General features: G+C 62.5%; 17 protein-coding genes and 2 pseudogenes. 11 read left to right on the top strand and 8 right to left on the bottom strand.

The features are described 5' to 3' along the window. Nucleotides 1-2: 2 nt before the first annotated feature. The gene (upp, locus tag NVV93_RS15475) at nt 3-641 is read right to left on the bottom strand and encodes a uracil phosphoribosyltransferase (RefSeq protein ID WP_258251533.1); all 639 of its coding nucleotides are present in this window, start codon (nt 639-641) and stop codon (nt 3-5) included. A 271-nt stretch (nt 642-912) separates the two neighbouring features. Between upp and NVV93_RS15470 the strand changes: the two genes are divergently transcribed. Together NVV93_RS15470 and NVV93_RS15465 are read left to right on the top strand one after the other, a co-directional pair. Beyond that, nucleotides 913-1,470, top strand: coding sequence for a hypoxanthine-guanine phosphoribosyltransferase (locus NVV93_RS15470; RefSeq protein ID WP_258251531.1), 558 nt, complete (start codon nt 913-915; stop codon nt 1,468-1,470). Between the two features lie 4 nt (nt 1,471-1,474). Beyond that, a complete protein-coding gene (locus tag NVV93_RS15465; RefSeq protein ID WP_258251530.1) occupies nt 1,475-1,948 on the top strand; it encodes a WbuC family cupin fold metalloprotein in 474 nt (157 codons plus the stop codon). On the opposite strand, the gene dauA is transcribed toward NVV93_RS15465, so the two are convergent. Continuing rightward, entirely contained in the window at nt 1,915-3,663 is a 1,749-nt protein-coding gene (gene dauA / locus NVV93_RS15460; protein WP_258251529.1) for a C4-dicarboxylic acid transporter DauA, read from the bottom strand. The two genes, NVV93_RS15465 and dauA, sit on opposite strands and share 34 nt — an antisense overlap. A gap of 113 nt (nt 3,664-3,776) precedes the next feature. Between dauA and NVV93_RS15455 the strand changes: the two genes are divergently transcribed. The 3 genes from NVV93_RS15455 (at nt 3,777) to NVV93_RS15445 (ending at nt 4,792) form a co-directional block, all read left to right on the top strand. Continuing rightward, nucleotides 3,777-3,941 (top strand): hypothetical protein, encoded by a 165-nt coding sequence (locus tag NVV93_RS15455; protein WP_258251528.1) that lies wholly within the window; start codon nt 3,777-3,779, stop codon nt 3,939-3,941. A gap of 66 nt (nt 3,942-4,007) precedes the next feature. Beyond that, nucleotides 4,008-4,295, top strand: a complete 288-nt coding sequence (locus tag NVV93_RS15450) for a PA4642 family protein (protein ID WP_258251527.1) — start codon at nt 4,008-4,010, stop codon at nt 4,293-4,295. A 92-nt stretch (nt 4,296-4,387) separates the two neighbouring features. Next, complete coding sequence (locus tag NVV93_RS15445; RefSeq protein WP_258251526.1) at nt 4,388-4,792, top strand: VOC family protein; 405 nt, start codon at nt 4,388-4,390, stop codon at nt 4,790-4,792. 77 nt (nt 4,793-4,869) lie between these two features. Here NVV93_RS15445 and mqo read toward each other — a convergent pair whose 3' ends face one another. Together mqo and NVV93_RS15435 are read right to left on the bottom strand one after the other, a co-directional pair. Next, nucleotides 4,870-6,426: a malate dehydrogenase (quinone) gene (gene mqo / locus NVV93_RS15440; RefSeq protein ID WP_258254391.1), complete on the bottom strand. Its 1,557-nt coding sequence runs from the start codon at nt 6,424-6,426 to the stop codon at nt 4,870-4,872. A 412-nt stretch (nt 6,427-6,838) separates the two neighbouring features. Further along, complete coding sequence (locus NVV93_RS15435) at nt 6,839-7,072, bottom strand: hypothetical protein (RefSeq protein ID WP_258251525.1); 234 nt, start codon at nt 7,070-7,072, stop codon at nt 6,839-6,841. 174 nt (nt 7,073-7,246) lie between these two features. On the opposite strand from NVV93_RS15435, the gene NVV93_RS15430 reads away from it, so the two are divergent. Continuing rightward, nucleotides 7,247-7,831, top strand: a complete 585-nt coding sequence (locus NVV93_RS15430) for a YajG family lipoprotein (RefSeq protein WP_258251524.1) — start codon at nt 7,247-7,249, stop codon at nt 7,829-7,831. Between the two features lie 82 nt (nt 7,832-7,913). On the opposite strand, the gene NVV93_RS15425 is transcribed toward NVV93_RS15430, so the two are convergent. Then, nucleotides 7,914-8,120, bottom strand: a complete 207-nt coding sequence (locus NVV93_RS15425) for a hypothetical protein (protein WP_258251523.1) — start codon at nt 8,118-8,120, stop codon at nt 7,914-7,916. Nucleotides 8,121-8,329: 209 nt separating this feature from the next. On the opposite strand from NVV93_RS15425, the gene NVV93_RS15420 reads away from it, so the two are divergent. Beyond that, nucleotides 8,330-8,620, top strand: a complete 291-nt coding sequence (locus NVV93_RS15420; RefSeq protein ID WP_258251522.1) for a hypothetical protein — start codon at nt 8,330-8,332, stop codon at nt 8,618-8,620. Nucleotides 8,621-8,668: 48 nt separating this feature from the next. Here the strand turns inward: NVV93_RS15420 and NVV93_RS15415 are convergent, their stop codons facing one another. Beyond that, on the bottom strand, nt 8,669-9,835 hold the full coding sequence (locus NVV93_RS15415; protein ID WP_258254390.1) for a 1-acyl-sn-glycerol-3-phosphate acyltransferase: 1,167 nt from the start codon (nt 9,833-9,835) through the stop codon (nt 8,669-8,671). A gap of 246 nt (nt 9,836-10,081) precedes the next feature. Between NVV93_RS15415 and NVV93_RS15410 the strand changes: the two genes are divergently transcribed. From NVV93_RS15410 to NVV93_RS15400, 3 genes are all read left to right on the top strand, one after another. Then, nucleotides 10,082-10,264: a CPXCG motif-containing cysteine-rich protein gene (locus NVV93_RS15410; RefSeq protein ID WP_258251521.1), complete on the top strand. Its 183-nt coding sequence runs from the start codon at nt 10,082-10,084 to the stop codon at nt 10,262-10,264. Then, complete coding sequence (locus NVV93_RS15405) at nt 10,264-10,524, top strand: DUF2007 domain-containing protein (protein WP_258251520.1); 261 nt, start codon at nt 10,264-10,266, stop codon at nt 10,522-10,524. The genes NVV93_RS15410 and NVV93_RS15405 overlap by 1 nt, the downstream gene beginning before the upstream one ends. 125 nt (nt 10,525-10,649) lie before the next feature. Next, complete coding sequence (locus NVV93_RS15400; RefSeq protein ID WP_258251519.1) at nt 10,650-11,267, top strand: SOS response-associated peptidase; 618 nt, start codon at nt 10,650-10,652, stop codon at nt 11,265-11,267. Nucleotides 11,268-11,357: 90 nt separating this feature from the next. Here the strand turns inward: NVV93_RS15400 and NVV93_RS20200 are convergent. Together NVV93_RS20200 and NVV93_RS20195 are read right to left on the bottom strand one after the other, a co-directional pair. Continuing rightward, a pseudogene (locus NVV93_RS20200) lies at nt 11,358-11,954 on the bottom strand (methyl-accepting chemotaxis protein); the annotation flags it as partial. A 309-nt stretch (nt 11,955-12,263) separates the two neighbouring features. Further along, a pseudogene (locus NVV93_RS20195) lies at nt 12,264-13,232 on the bottom strand (methyl-accepting chemotaxis protein); the annotation flags it as partial. Nucleotides 13,233-13,666: 434 nt separating this feature from the next. On the opposite strand from NVV93_RS20195, the gene NVV93_RS15390 reads away from it, so the two are divergent. Further along, a complete protein-coding gene (locus NVV93_RS15390) occupies nt 13,667-14,485 on the top strand; it encodes a M48 family metallopeptidase (RefSeq protein ID WP_258251517.1) in 819 nt (272 codons plus the stop codon). Nucleotides 14,486-14,522 lie beyond the last annotated feature (37 nt).

Below are 14,522 nucleotides of genomic sequence, written 5' to 3'. Positions count from 1 at the left end.
AATCAGGCGTCCTTCTGCTTGGTGCCGAAAATCTTGTCACCCGCATCGCCGAGGCCGGGAATGATGTAGCCGTGTTCGTTGAGGCGCTCATCGATCGAAGCGGTGAAGATGGTCACGTCCGGGTGCGAATTGGCGACGGCGCGGATGCCCTCTGGCGCGGCGACCAGCACCATGGCACGGATTTCCTTGCAGCCGGCTTTCTTCAACAGGTCGATGGTGGCGACCAGCGAGCCGCCGGTGGCGAGCATCGGGTCGATGATCAATGCCAGGCGTTCGTCGATCTCCGGTGCGAGTTTTTCCAGATAGGTGTGCGCTTCGAGGGTCTCCTCGTTGCGCGCAACGCCGACGGCGCTGACCTTGGCGCCGGGAATCAGGCTGAGCACGCCGTCGAGCATGCCGATGCCGGCGCGTAGGATCGGCACCACGGTGATCTTCTTGCCGGCGATTTTCTCCACGGTCACGGTGCCGCACCAACCCTTGACCTCGTAGTTTTCCAGAGGCAGATCCTGGGTGGCTTCATAAGTGAGCAGCGCGCCCACTTCCTGGGCCAGTTCGCGGAAGTTTTTCGTGCTGATGTCGGCGCGGCGCATCAGGCCGAGCTTGTGGCGGATCAGCGGGTGGCGGATCTCACGGATGGGCATGGCAAAGGTCTCCGGCGGGCTCGCAAAAAAAGTGCGTTAGAGTAAAGCATTGGCTATGCCAGTTAAGGGCATGACCGCATGGTCAGCGAAATTTCTTGGCTCTATGGGCAGGAGTCCGCCGTTCGGTTGCTCAGAGTATGGTCGACGTTGGTCTGCAGAGGGTTGCTCGGCAGTCAGCGGATGAGTACCTTTGCCGGCTTTTATCTTGACGCCCCGATCAACTTCCCTGGACGCCGACCGCTCCGCTCCAGCTGAAACCGAGGAAATTCCCATGTCCGTTGATCTCGCCCACATTCGCCAGGTGATGGCGGAAGCCGACTGCCTGTACCCCGAAGCCGAAGTGGAGGCCGCCATCGACCAGGTCGCCGAAGCCGTCAACGCGCAGCTGGCCGAGCGCAACCCGGTGGTGTTCTGCGTGATGAATGGCGGGCTGATCTTCGCCGGCAAACTATTGCCCAAGCTCAACTTCCCGCTCGAGCTGTCCTATCTGCACGCCACGCGCTATCGCAGCGAAACCACCGGCGGTGAGCTGTTCTGGAAGGCCAAGCCGGAAATTTCCTTCATCGACCGCGACGTGCTGATCATCGACGACATTCTCGATGAGGGTTACACGCTCGGTGCCATCGTCGACTTCTGCCGACATGCTGGGGCAAGCAACGTGCATATCGCCGTGCTGATCGACAAGGATCATGACCGTAAAGCGCGTCCGGACATGCAGGCCGATTACGTCGGCTTGTCGTGTGTCGACCGCTACCTCTTCGGCTACGGCATGGATTACAAGGGCTACTGGCGCAATGCGCCGGGCATCTATGCGGTCAAGGGACTGTAAACCGATGAGCAGCCCACGTTTTCTCGATCAAGCCTTGTTCGGTGAGCTGGCGGATCTAGCTGCGGCCAACCCGCGCGGCCGCCAGCACCATAATTTTCACGCCATGGAAGAGCCTTGCCACCGTCTGGCGGTTGGCTTGCAGCCCAATACCTACATCCCGCCGCATCGCCACCTGAGCGCCGACAAGGCGGAAACCCTGCTGGTGCTAAAGGGTCGGCTGGGTTTGCTGATTTTCAGCGTTGACGGCGAGCTGCTGGAGCAACGCGAATTGGTCGCCGGCGGCGATTGCGTCGGCGTCGACCTACCGCCTGGGGTATTCCACAGCTTGGTGGTGCTGGAGCCTGACACTCTGATGTTCGAGTGCAAGGCCGGCCCCTACCGTCCGGTGGGTGATGGCGAACTGGCCCCTTGGGCGCCGCGCGAAGGTGAGGCCGGCGCCCCGGCCTACTTGGCCTGGATGCGTTCGCTGTTCGCCTGAGCCGGTTCCGGGTTCAACCATTGCAAGGCCTTCTCGCGCGCTTGTTGCAGGTTGCGGACGAAGGCCAGCAGGCCGTCGGCGCGCTGCACCCCGGCGCGCCGCAACTTCAGGCGCACCTGCGCGGTGGTGCCGACCAGAATCAGGCCGATGCCCTGTTGGCGGTAATCGCGCAACACGTTATCCAGCGCCGCCAGGGCGGTCATGTCCAGCAGCGGCACCGCGCTCATCTCCACCACCACGACCCGTACCTCCGGATTGAAGCGGCGCAGCACGCTCAGTGCCTTTTCCGCGGCGCCGAAGAACAGCGGGCCGCGGATCGCATAGGCCTGCACATGCGCGGGCAGGTCGTGGAGCTCCCGGTACAGGCGCTTGGGCAATTCGGCGGTATCGGTCAGGTCGCTGATGCGCTTGATGAACAGGCCGGCCGCCAGCAGTAGGCCGACGCCCACCGCCATGACCATGTCGAACAGCACGGTGAGCGACAGACAGGTCAGCAGCACCAGCACGTCGTTGCGTGGAGCGATGCGCAGGGTGTGAGCGACATGGCGGGCCTCGCTCATGTTCCACGCCACCATCAGCAGCAGGGCCGCCAGCGCGGCCATCGGCAGATAGCTGAACAGCGGCGCGAGCAGCAGAATCGCCACCAGCACCACGCCGGCATGGATGATCGCCGCCAGCGGCGAACAGGCGCCGGCGCGGATGTTCGCGGCGCTGCGGGCGATGGCGGCCGTGGCGGTGATGCCGCCGAACAGCGGGGCGGCCAGATTGCCCAGGCCTTGGCCGAGCAGTTCGGCGTTCGGATCGTGTTTGCTGCCGGTCATTCCGTCGGCAACCACGGCGCACAGCAGTGATTCAATCGCGCCGAGTATGGCAATGGCGAAGGCCGGGGAGAGCAGTTGGCGAAACAGCTCGAAGGACAGGCGTAGCGGCTGGCCGTTAGCGTCGGGCAGCTGCCAGGGCCAGGCCAGGCTCGGCAGGAAGGGCGGGATGCCGGCGTGGGTCACGCCGTCGAGGCTGTAGCTGAAGCGTTCGCCGAGAGTCGCCACCGGCAGGCCGATGCGTTCCAGCAGCAGGCCGAACAGCGCGCCGACCGCGAGGGCGACCAGGTGCCCTGGCACCTTGGGCACCCAGCGCGGCCAGAGGATTAGCACCGCCAGGCAGACCAGCGCCACCAGGGCATCGCCGGCATGGGCACTGGGCAGAGCCAGCGCCAACGCCTGCAACTGCTCCACATAGTTCTGCGGCTGGCCGCCCGGCTGCAGGCCGAGCAGGTCCTTGAGCTGCAGAGTGGCGATGACGATGCCGATGCCGGCGGTAAAGCCCAGCGTCACCGGATAGGGAATGAACTGGATCAGCTTGCCGGCGCGCAGCAGGCCGAGGCTGATGAGGATCAGCCCGGCCAGCATGGTGCACAGCAGCAGGCCACCGAGGCCGAACTGCTGGGTGATCGGCAGCAGGATCACCACGAACGCGGCAGTCGGGCCGCTGACGTTGAAGCGCGAGCCGCCGGTCAGGGCGATCAGCGGGGCGGCGATCAGCACCGTGTACAGGCCATGCTGCGGCGCCACTCCGACGGCGATCGCCAGGGCCATGGCCAGGGGAATGGCGATGATGCCGACGGTAAGGCCGGCACTGATATCGCCGCGCAGGGCGCTCCAGCCATAACCGGCGCGCAGCACCTGGCGCCAGGCGGCGAACAGCGGTGGCAAAGTCATAGTCCTTCCCCCAGACAATTGCCGGCAGTATAGGCGGCGGAGCCTGGCCCGTGGCCTCGACTCTGGTCGGCTTGTTGGTGGGCTAAACCCGCGTGCTAGGGTGTCTGGCTGATTTGCCCGGGGGCGAAAGCCTGAAGAAACCCAGCTACGCCCCCAAGACCCGGATGCTCAGCCTGAACTATCCGCCGACCCAATACCGCGTACGTATTGCCGGTTCCTCAGCTCCCAACGGCCATGTCTGGGCCGACCTGCATACCGGCGTGCAGCGCGCGCGTTGAGCCGCGCTGCGGCGTGGGGGTAAACTGCGCGCCCGAAGTTATCCGGTCAGTGGGTGGGAGTGAGCGATGCGCAAAGACAAGAAACAGGTGATTGGCGAAGAGGTCGGCGACGAGCAGATCAAGCTGTTCCTCGCGGTGGAGCCGGGCGATGCCACGCCGCCGTCGCTGCACAAGCTGGTCAAGGCCTATCGCGGTCTGCGCGTTGATGACTTCGAGCGTTTCGTAGGCTTCTTCGTGGCCGCTGGCTACGACCTGAGCGCCAAGGATGACCAGGGCAATGACTTCATCGCCCTGATCCGCGACCAGCGTCAGGCTGAGCCCTATATTGAAGTGATCGAAGCCGCCCGCGGTTAAGTCAGAATCGATGTAAAAAAGCCCGCGAACATCGCGGGCTTTTGCTGTCAGCTCCTAAACCGGGTGTGCCCGTCAACTTTGGGAGCTTCGTTATGCAAGTCGAACCGTATCTATTCTTCAATGGTCGCTGCGAAGAGGCGATGGCGTTCTACGGCAAAGCCATCGGCGCGAAAACCTCCTACCTGATGCGCTTCAAAGAGGCTCCGGAGGCCGAGAGCAACGGCTCTAACGATCCGGAAAAAATCATGCATGCCAATCTGCAGATCGGCGCCAACCAGATCATGTGTTCGGACGGCATGAATGAGGGCCCGACCAATTTCGCCGGTTTTAGCTTGTCGATTGCCGTTACCAGCCCGGAACAGGCGAAACAGTTGTTCGATGCGCTGGCGGACGGTGGTCAGGTAACCATGCCGCTGCAGCAAACCTTCTGGGCGAAAAGCTTCGGCATGCTGGTCGACCGCTTCGGCGTGCCATGGATGATTAACTGCGAGCAGTGACAGTCGGTTGGCTCACCATCCCAGTGGGCATAAAAAAACCGCCCGAGAGGGGCGGTTTTTTTAGGGCGCAGCAGGCGTCAGACGCTGGCTGCAGCAACCGAGCTCTTGTTGGCCAACTGCAGCAGTTGATCGCTGTGCTCGCTGACCTTGCGGTACAGCTCGGCATCGCTTTCCAGGGTTTTTTCCCGCGCCGGGAAGATTTCCGCCAGTTTGCCGACCCACTCGTCACGGGCCTTGCCGGCGAAGCAGCGCTCGATCAGCTCGAGCATGATCGACACGGTCACCGACGCGCCCGGCGAGGCGCCGAGCAGGGCGGCGATGGAGCCGTCTTCAGCCGCGACCAACTCGGTACCGAACTGCAGGATGCCGCCTTTTTTCGGGTCTTTCTTGATGATCTGCACGCGCTGGCCAGCAATCTCCAGGCGCCAGTCCTCGGTCTTGGCATCCGGGTAGAACTTGCGCAGGGCGTCCAGACGCTGTTCCTGGGACTGCATCACTTCCTTGATCAGGTAGCGGGTCAGGTCCATGTTGTCGCGCGCCACGGCCAGCATCGGGCCGAGGTTGCTCGGCCGCACCGACAGCGGCAGGTCGAGGAACGAGCCGTGTTTGAGGAACTTGGTGCTGAACCCGGCATACGGGCCGAACAGCAGGGAGGTCTTGCCGTCGACGACGCGCGTGTCGAGGTGCGGAACCGACATCGGCGGGGCGCCGACTTCGGCCTGGCTGTAGACCTTGGCCTGATGCTGTTTGACCACTTCCTGGTTGTCGCAGCGCAGCCATTGGCCGCTCACTGGGAAACCACCGAAGCCTTTGCTTTCCGGGATGCCGGACATCTGCAGCAACGGCAGAGCACCACCGCCAGCGCCGAGGAACACGAAGCGCGCGTTGACTTCGCGAGCCTGGCCGCTCTGGGTGTCTTTGATTTCGACGCGCCAGCCGTTAGCGGTGCGTTGCAGGCCGGTTACTTTCTGGTTGCACTTGACCTCGGAAGCGGTCTGCTTGTTCAGGTAACCGAGCAGTTGGCTGGTCAGTGCGCCGAAGTTGACGTCGGTGCCGCCCAGCACGCGAGTCGCGGCGATGGGCTCGTCGGCCGGCCGGTTGGCCATCATCAGCGGCATCCACTCGGTCATGGTGGCGCGGTCTTCGCTGTATTCCATCTCGGCGAAAGCATGGTGCTTGCTCATCGCGGCGAAACGGTTCTTGAGGAAGTTCACACCCTTGGCGCCACGCACGAAGCTCAGGTGCGGGATCGGGTTGATGAATTCGCGCGGCGAGGTGAAGGCACCTTTGGCGATCAGATAGGCCCAGAACTGTTTCGACACCTCGAACTGGGTGTTGATGTTCACGGCTTTCTTGATGTCGACCGAGCCGTCAGCCGCTTCCGCCGTGTAGTTCAGCTCGCACAGGCCGGCGTGGCCGGTGCCGGCGTTGTTCCAGGGGTTGGAGCTTTCGATCGCTCCGGACTCCTGCAACTCGACGATTTCAAGTTTGATGCCGGGGTCGAGCTCTTTCAGCAGCACGGCCAGGGTGGCACTCATGATGCCAGCGCCTACCAGCAACGCGTCCACGGTTTCAATTTCGTTCTGCGCCATTAACGCTTCTCCAAGATCTACAGCACTAGATTGACGACATATGCCTGCGCGCGATGTTCAGCGCAGGGTATGTGAAGGCCGGAAGTGTCGAGAGCAGGAAGGGGGATCGTTAAGGGTGCACTGGTCAGCCGCAAAACTATTCATCTGTCGCCACACTCTTGTGAAGTTGATAACCCGTTTTTTCACGCTCTTTTGGAGTCGTGAACCTCAAAGATCGTGCGCGTGCGGTGCGCTGTCGGCACCCGTGCGGCGTTGTGCGCCAAGGGGTGAAGGCAGTCGGCAACCGTGTGGGGCAGCACGAAGTGGGCGGCTCTACTGTGGGCGAAGCGGCTGATGCTGAACGCGTCAGAATAAGTGCGGGGCCCGATCAGGAGACGTCCTTATAATCGGGGCGCGATTATAACGGTGAAATCGGCAAAGTTGGGCGTTTACGCTGACTTTTCTTTGCCGCGGCTCAGGCTGCCCGCGGCAAACGGCGCGGGCTCTGGGCGATTTGCGGGCGGCGGTGGGCGCTGGCGGGCAGGGGCTGGTGCAGCCAGGAGAGGCGTGATTCATTGACTTCAACCCAGCCAGCGCCTTGCGGGGCCATGCGCGCGTGGCGCAGCGCGCGGCAGATGCCTTGTGCATCGAGCAAGGCGTAATGGCGCCATGGGCTTGGCCAGAAAGACAACAGGCTGAGCAGATTCATGGCGCGGTCTCTGGTAGTGGCGATGCCGGCTTTATCCCATGGCCGCGTGACGCCCGTATGACAGGAACCGCTACGTCGCCGCCGGGTCGAAATGTTCGGCGCTGTTAGACGTTTGCAGCGCTGGGTATACTGCCCGCCGGTTTTTTAGCCCGATTTCCTTTTGGAGAGATGAGCATGTTGCATCGTTTGTTGTTTGGTTTGATCGCTGTCACCGGCCTGACCCTGGGCGGTTGTGCCCTCAGCCCGCAACAACTCAGCCCGCAGCCCAAGCTGACCAGCTCCCTGACCGCGGTCGGTCAAGGTCAGCCAGTGGTGGTGCGGGTGGTTGATGGTCGTCCTTCGCCGTCGCTGGGTACCCGCGGTGGTTTGTATGCGGAAACCAGCGCGATCACCGTCACCAGCGCCGATATCGTCCCCAAGCTGCAGGCCCAGGCCGAGGCCGCGGTGCGTTTGCTCGGCTACACGCCGACGCCGAACGCTTATAACGCGCCGCAGCTGACCCTGACCTTGGCCGAGCTGAAGTATCAGTCGCCGAAAGAAGGCATGTACGTCACCGAGGCGAACATCAGTGCCTCGTTCCGCGCCGATGTGCAGAACGCTAGCCGTCGCTACAGTGGCCGTTACGGCGCTTCGCTGAATCAGCGCTTCGGTACCGCGCCGAATGAGCAGACCAACACCAAGCTGGTCGGCGATGTGCTCAGCGATGCCATGACTCGGGCGTTCAAAGACCCGACTATTGGCCAGATGCTCGGTCAGTGAGGCCGCGCGGATAACTCATCGCGAATTAACGGAAAAGCCCGGCTCGACCGGGCTTTTTTGTGCCTGACGGATTCTTCGGCGCTCAGTCTGGTTGTTCGTACAAGGCCAGTTGCGAGATGCCGGTAAGCAGGTCGGCCTCGGGCAATTCGGGGTGCAGATGGCCGCCGAGGGCGCAATAGGTCAGCCAATTGCAGTCCTGGACATTAATGGCGAACGCGTCGATCAGCGCCTGTTGTTCGTCGCTGTGGGCGATCCGGTACAGCGGGTCCTGATTGTGCGCATGCAGCATGGCCGAGCTCCGGCTGGCGAGGGAGCAGCAAGGCTGCCGATCCGTGATGACAAGGCCATGACAGACGCCTGGCAGTCCGTCGGAAACGACGCGCGGCGCAGAATCGCTCGGGTAGACTGCGCCGCCATATCCTGACCGCCAGATCAATTTGGCGCGGTTGCCTTTCCGGTAGTGTGCTCGCCACCGTTTACCTAAGCGGAGTTTTCTCGATGTCGTTGCAGGTGCTCTGGAGCCTTTTGCAGGCCTATCCCGCCCACGTGATCAATGGTCTGGCGCTGTTTTTTGCGGTCGCCGGTAGTTGGCTGCTGCTCGCCACCCGTCTTCGCGAGCATCGCGCCCTGGCGCGCCTGGCCATCGATAGCGAGCTGCAGACGCTGGACGATGAGACCAACCTGCTGGTGGACGGACGCACCCTGCGCATCAATCGCTTCTTCACGCGTTTCGGCGGGCTATGTCTGGTTGCTGCGCTGTTGCTGTCCTGGGCGAGCACTCAGTTGTAACGGCAATTACGCATACAAAAACGGCGACCCTGAGGTCGCCGTTTTGCGTTACAGCTCCAGCCCAGCGGTGATCCGGTAGTGATTTCGCACCGGATTGGCGTATTGCAGGATCAGGTACGGACGCTGCTCGGCAGGGCAGACGGCCAGGCGCTTTTGCCATTCGGCCTGGGCAGCGGCCAGCTCGGCGGCGGGGAACAGTTCCGCAGCGCTCGGTACCGCGAGTGCCGGATCGCGCTGATCCCACTGGGCGTAGGCCAGGTAATGCACGGGAAACAGGCGATAACTGCTGAGAATCTGCCGGTCGATTTCGCTGGCCAGCAGCTTGGCGTCGGCGGGCGGCGCGCTGATTGGCGCGCAGAAGCTCAAGTGCACGCGGCCTTTGTAGCCGGTGATGCCCAGGCCGATGCTCTGGTCATCCTCGCCCGGTACCTTGGTGTAATCCCCGGTGCTGGCGCGGATATACAGCTCGCGGGCCTTGGCTTGGTCGCAGGGATCGTATTCGTAGCTGATCGCCACCGGCGTCACGCGCAGCTCGCGCACCACGTCGGCAAACGCCTCGTTTTTGCGGCTCATGTGGAACATCTTGAGGATCGCCGAGTCGGTACGGTCGTCGCCGTCTTTGGCACGCCCCTCGGCTTGGGCGATCCACACCGATTCGCCGTCCGCGCGGATTGAATGATTGATGTAGGCCGACAGCAGCTGGAACGCCGCCAGCTTCTCGCGGCGATTGCTCAGTGAGCGGTGCACGATAAAGCTCTTGTTCAGACGCATCAGGTCGCTGACATACGGCTTCTGCAGCAGGTTGTCGCCAATGGCGATGCGCGGGGTTGGCAAACCGGCGTGGTACACCGCGTAGTTGACGAACGCCGGGTCCATGACAATGTCGCGGTGGTTGGCGAGGAACAGATAGGCGCTGCCGGCCTGCAGCTGTTCGACGCCGGAATAGCTGATGCCATCGGTGGCGCGCTCGATGGTGTGGTCGACGTAGGGTTCGACTTTATCCTGCAGGCGGGCCACCGAATCGATGCCGTTGAACTCGCGTTTCAACCGATGAGCTATAAGAGGTTTAAGCAGCCAGCCAAACGATTTGGCCAGCCGCGGAAAGCGGAAGCGCGTGATGATTTCCAAGAATGCCTGATCGGTCAGCAGGCGCGCCAGCACCGCGGGGACTTCGGCGTCGGCGTAAGGTCGGATGGCATCGAATTCGCCCATCATGTTCTCTTGTTTGTGCGTGCGGTGATGAAAAAGCAACAGGCTCTAGCAGGCCGTTGAAAAACGTAGCGAGCGAAGGCTAGACAAGGCGAAATCAGGCGAAAAAGCGCAGTTTACGAGTGGTAAATGAGCATTTTGAGCCTGATTTCAACGCGGTATAGCCGAGCGCAGTAGTTTTTCAACGGCCTGCTAAGCGGAGGTCGAAAATAGACCGGCCGAGTATACGGCAAGTCACAACCGGAGGCCGCGATGCTGGAAACGCAGGCGTATCAGTGCCCTTACTGCGGCGAGCCGGTCGAGGCGTTGCTGGATTTGTCGGGCGGCGATCAGCAATACATCGAGGATTGCCCGGTGTGCTGTCGGCCGATCGTCTTCGACTTGCGCAGCGACGGTATGGAATGGTCCCTGGACGTGCGTACGGAGAACGATTGATGCAGCGAATCTATGATCCGCAGGATTTGATCGAGGCCGAACTACTGGTCGGCATGTTGGCCAGCGAGGGCGTCGATGCGCATGTGGTCGGTGGCCACCTGCTCGGTGCGATTGGCGAGCTGCCGGCGTGCGGCTTGCTGGGTCTGCTGGTGGTCAACGAGCAGGCCGAGCGCGCGCGCAACCTGATCGCTGCGTACAATACCGCGCAGCCTCTGCCGGGCGATGAGCCCGATAGCTTTCCCGGCGTGTTGCTCTGCTGAGAACCTGCCTCGATCTGCGGTGTGTCGGCGATACGGCGTTAGAGCTAGCCTCAGAACGCAGCTTGCCGCTAGTGCGCTTCGGCCGTTGCAGTCTTCCATTTTCCTTTTGAAGAGTTGTTCCGCCCATGTGTGGACGTTATGCCCTGTTCCGCTGGTCGCCCGCATTTGCGGCGTTACCCGGTTTCCCGGCGGACCAGCAGCCGGCCTGGAGCATTGCTCCGAACAGCCAGGTGCTGCTGGTGCGCAGCGTGGGTGGGCAACGTCAGCTCGAGCGGGTGCGCTGGGGGTTGACGCCGGCTTGGCTGACCGACTTGACCAAGACCCCGGCGCAGGCGCGCGCGGAAACCCTCGCCGAGCAGCCGATGTTCCGTGAGGCGTTCGTCGCGCGTCGCGGTCTGCTGCCGGCCAACGGTTTCTATGAGTGGCGGGGGAGCGTGCGCAAGCGCCCGTACTGGCTGACTGGCGAAGCACCGACGCTGTACTTCGCGGCGCTTTGGGAAGCCTACCCGGTCAGCGGTCATACCTACCTGAGCGCGGCCGTGGTGACGTTAGCGGCGGCCAATCAACGCCGACCGCTGATCCTCGATGAGGCCGGTCAGGCCGCCTGGCTAGCGGCGGAAACAGCGTTGCCCGAGCTGCATGGGCTGCTCTGCCAAGCACAGCCGCAACTGCGCGAACGGCCGCTGGCCACCCTGGTCAATGATCCCAAGCTCAATGGGCCGGAGTGCCTGACGCCGGCCTAAAGGTGGGGTGGCCATCGCGAATGAATTCGCTCCTACGATTCAGGTACGGAGCCGTAGGAGCGGCCCATGGCCGCGAAGACCTCCGTTCCCCTACACCTTGAACTGATTGATCAGGCGGCGCTGCTGTTCGGCCAGTTTGGTCAGTTCGGCGCTGGCCTGGCTCGACTCGTCGGCGCCGCTGGCGACCTGGTTGGCAACTTGGCCGATGGTGGTGACGTTACGGTTGAGATCCTCGGCCACCGCGCTTTGCTGTTCGGCGGCGCTGGCGATCTGAATGTTCATGTCATTGATCACCGACACCGCCTGGGTGATCGATTCCAGCGCGTGCGCTGCTTCACTGGCCTGTTGCACGCTGTTCTCGGTCTTCGCCTGACTGTCTTCCATGACCTTCACCACCTCACGGGTACCGTGCTGCAGCTGCTGGATCATGCTCTGGATTTCTTCGGTGGCTTGCTGGGTCTTTTGCGCCAGGTTGCGGACTTCATCGGCGACCACCGCGAAGCCACGTCCTTGCTCGCCCGCGCGCGCCGCTTCGATGGCGGCGTTCAAGGCCAGCAAGTTGGTCTGCTCGGCGATGCCGCGAATGGCGACGAGGATCGCGTTGATGTTCTCGCTGTCCTTGGCCAGGGTCTGCACCACGCCGACTGCACGGCCGATTTCGTTGGCCAGCGCGCTGATCGAGTGGGCGGTGCCTTGCACCGTGAGCTTGCCGTGACTGGCCGCCTGGTCGGCATGATTGGCTGCTTCGGCCGCCTGGCTGGCATTGCGCGCGACATCCTGCGCGGTGGCAGTCATCTCGTGCACCGCGGTGGCGACCAGTTCGATCTCCGAGAGCTGTTTCTGCACGCCCTGGTTGGTGCGGATGGCGATGTCGGCGGTGTACTCCGAGGAGTCGCTGACCTTCTGCACCGAGCCGACCACCTGGCCGATCATGGTTTGCAGTTTGCTCAGAAAGGTATTGAAGCCGCTGGCGATCAGGCCCAGCTCATCGACGCGATCGCTGTGCAGGCGGCGGGTCAGGTCGCCTTCGCCCTGGGCGATATCGTCGAGCATGGCGACCATCTGCTTGAGCGGTCGCGCGATGCCGTGGCCGACCATCCAGACCACCAGCAGGCCCAGTCCGGCGACCAGCAGGCCGATCAGAATCATGCCCAGGGTGTCTTCTTCGCGCTGCTCGGCCAGATCCTTCTGCATCGCGGTCAGCTCGGCGAAAACCGCCTGCTGGGGAATTTGCAGCATCAGCGTCCAGCGGGTATCGGTGCCCGCCACGCTGAATGGCAGATACAGCTCGAGGTGACCATGTTCTGGGTCTAAATCGAATTTGGCCTCATCGATTTGCAGGTTCTTGAGGTTCTTCAGCTCGTTGGCATCCAGCGCATTGGTTGCCGTGGCCCCGAGTTTGCTCGGGTCCTTGGTGTAGGCGACCAGTCGATCGTTGCTGGAGATCAGGGCCATTTCCCCAGCACCGTCGTACAGCTGCTGGTCGGCCTTGACCAGCAGTTGCTGGATGAACTCCAGTGACAGGTCGGCGCCGGCAACACCCTTGAACTCGCCGTTGACCAGAATCGGCGCGTTGAACGAGGTGAGCATGATCTTTTTGCCGTTCAATTCGTCGGGGGTCGGGTCGATGGCGCAGTTACGCTTGCTCTGCTTTGGACACAGGTAGTACTCGCCTTCGCGTACGCCGGTGGACAGTACCTTTTCGCTGTCCATGCTGGCACCGAGGGTTTCCAGCTTCAGGCTGCCATCGCTGTCGCGGAACCACCAGGGCATGAAACGTCCACTCGCGTCATGGCCTGGTTGGTTGGCGTAAAGGGCGTCGCTGGCATCGATGGCATTTGGCTCCCAACCCACATAGGCATCCAGCAGCTTGGGATTGCCGTGCAGAGTCTGCTGCACTAGCCGGGACAGTTCCTCGCGGCTGATACCCAGCTGCGCATCGCCGTTGGCGTCGGTTTTACCCATCAGCACATTGCTTTGCGCCAGGCTGCTGGCGATGGTCATCGGCAGGTCCAGCTCACGCTGGATTTGACTGGCCTGGGCACGGGCCAGGGCGGTCAGGCGACCTTCAATCAGCTGCTGAAGCTGCTTCTGCGTACGCTCCTCGACCAGGGCCTGGGTACGACCGCTGGCGAACAGTGCATACAGCACCAGGGCGATCACGACGGCCAGGACACTCGCGCCAGCCAACGCGGCAACGGAAAACTGAATGGATCTGAATTTCATGCGGCACCACAAGTCGATTGCAATCGGTGGCCGGTTATCGGCAGGTGGCAAATAAGTCATGAGTACAGCGGTGAGAAAAATGAATACCGTTGGTCTATTCGCTCAATACGCCGGCGGTTGCCCGGGCAATTGACGGCGCCTAGCATGTCGTCCTCGTTCACTGGAGAGTCACCATGGTTTCCTTGTTTCGTCTTGGCGGGTTGAGCGCAGCGTTGCTGCTGGCAGGTTGTCAGGCGGTGAATACCACCAGCGGCGGCGCCGTTGGCGTCGAGCGCAAACAGTACATGTTCAGCATGCTGTCGACCGACCAGGTCAATCAGATGTATGCCCAGTCCTATCAGCAAACCCTGAGCGAAGCCTCGGGCAAGGGCGTGCTGGACAAAAACAGCGCGCAGTCCCGCCAGGTCGATAACGTCGCGCGCCGCTTGATCGCCCAGGCGCCGGTGTTCCGCCCGGACGCCGCGCAGTGGGACTGGCAGGTCAATCTGATCGATAGCCAAGAGCTCAACGCCAACTGCGGGCCGGGCGGCAAGATCATCGTCTACAGCGGCCTGATCGATCAGCTCAAACTTAGCGATGACGAATTGGCCGCGGTGATGGGCCACGAAATCGCCCACGCCCTGCGCGAGCATGGCCGCGAGGCCATGTCCAAAGCCTACGGCGTGCAGATGGCCAGCCAGATCGGCGCCGCGATGGGCGTTGGCGCGGGCAGCATGCAGATGGCCAACATGGGCGTGGAGTACCTGATGACTCTGCCCAACAGCCGCAGCAATGAGAACGAGGCTGACTTGATCGGCCTGGAGCTGGCGGCCCGCGCCGGCTACAACCCCAACGCCGCGGTCACCCTGTGGAACAAGATGGCCCAGGCCAGCGAAGGCGCGCCGCCGGAGTTCATGAGCACCCACCCATCGTCCGGCAGCCGCATCTCCGCGTTGCAGGCGGCGATCCCCAAAGTGATGCCGCTGTATGAGCAGGCCAAAGGCCGTCAATGACTGCTGGTGTATCGAAAAATGCCGTCCTAGACTGCTC

Source organism: Pseudomonas sp. LS44 (genome assembly GCF_024730785.1).
Classification (GTDB): Bacteria; Pseudomonadota; Gammaproteobacteria; order Pseudomonadales; family Pseudomonadaceae; genus Aquipseudomonas.
This window is presented reverse-complemented; position numbering and strand designations above follow the sequence as displayed.

Coding starts and splice junctions, on each gene's coding strand:
- NVV93_RS15435 (WP_258251525.1), bottom strand. CDS start 7,072: ATGAATCTGCTCAGCCTGTTGTCTTTCTGGCCAAGCCCATGGCGCCAT.
- NVV93_RS15465 (WP_258251530.1), top strand. CDS start 1,475: ATGAGCAGCCCACGTTTTCTCGATCAAGCCTTGTTCGGTGAGCTGGCG.
- NVV93_RS15470 (WP_258251531.1), top strand. CDS start 913: ATGTCCGTTGATCTCGCCCACATTCGCCAGGTGATGGCGGAAGCCGAC.
- NVV93_RS15400 (WP_258251519.1), top strand. CDS start 10,650: ATGTGTGGACGTTATGCCCTGTTCCGCTGGTCGCCCGCATTTGCGGCG.
- NVV93_RS15430 (WP_258251524.1), top strand. CDS start 7,247: ATGTTGCATCGTTTGTTGTTTGGTTTGATCGCTGTCACCGGCCTGACC.
- NVV93_RS15420 (WP_258251522.1), top strand. CDS start 8,330: ATGTCGTTGCAGGTGCTCTGGAGCCTTTTGCAGGCCTATCCCGCCCAC.
- NVV93_RS15425 (WP_258251523.1), bottom strand. CDS start 8,120: ATGCTGCATGCGCACAATCAGGACCCGCTGTACCGGATCGCCCACAGC.
- NVV93_RS15405 (WP_258251520.1), top strand. CDS start 10,264: ATGCAGCGAATCTATGATCCGCAGGATTTGATCGAGGCCGAACTACTG.
- NVV93_RS15450 (WP_258251527.1), top strand. CDS start 4,008: ATGCGCAAAGACAAGAAACAGGTGATTGGCGAAGAGGTCGGCGACGAG.
- NVV93_RS15445 (WP_258251526.1), top strand. CDS start 4,388: ATGCAAGTCGAACCGTATCTATTCTTCAATGGTCGCTGCGAAGAGGCG.
- upp (WP_258251533.1), bottom strand. CDS start 641: ATGCCCATCCGTGAGATCCGCCACCCGCTGATCCGCCACAAGCTCGGC.
- NVV93_RS15390 (WP_258251517.1), top strand. CDS start 13,667: ATGGTTTCCTTGTTTCGTCTTGGCGGGTTGAGCGCAGCGTTGCTGCTG.
- dauA (WP_258251529.1), bottom strand. CDS start 3,663: ATGACTTTGCCACCGCTGTTCGCCGCCTGGCGCCAGGTGCTGCGCGCC.
- NVV93_RS15410 (WP_258251521.1), top strand. CDS start 10,082: ATGCTGGAAACGCAGGCGTATCAGTGCCCTTACTGCGGCGAGCCGGTC.
- NVV93_RS15415 (WP_258254390.1), bottom strand. CDS start 9,835: ATGATGGGCGAATTCGATGCCATCCGACCTTACGCCGACGCCGAAGTC.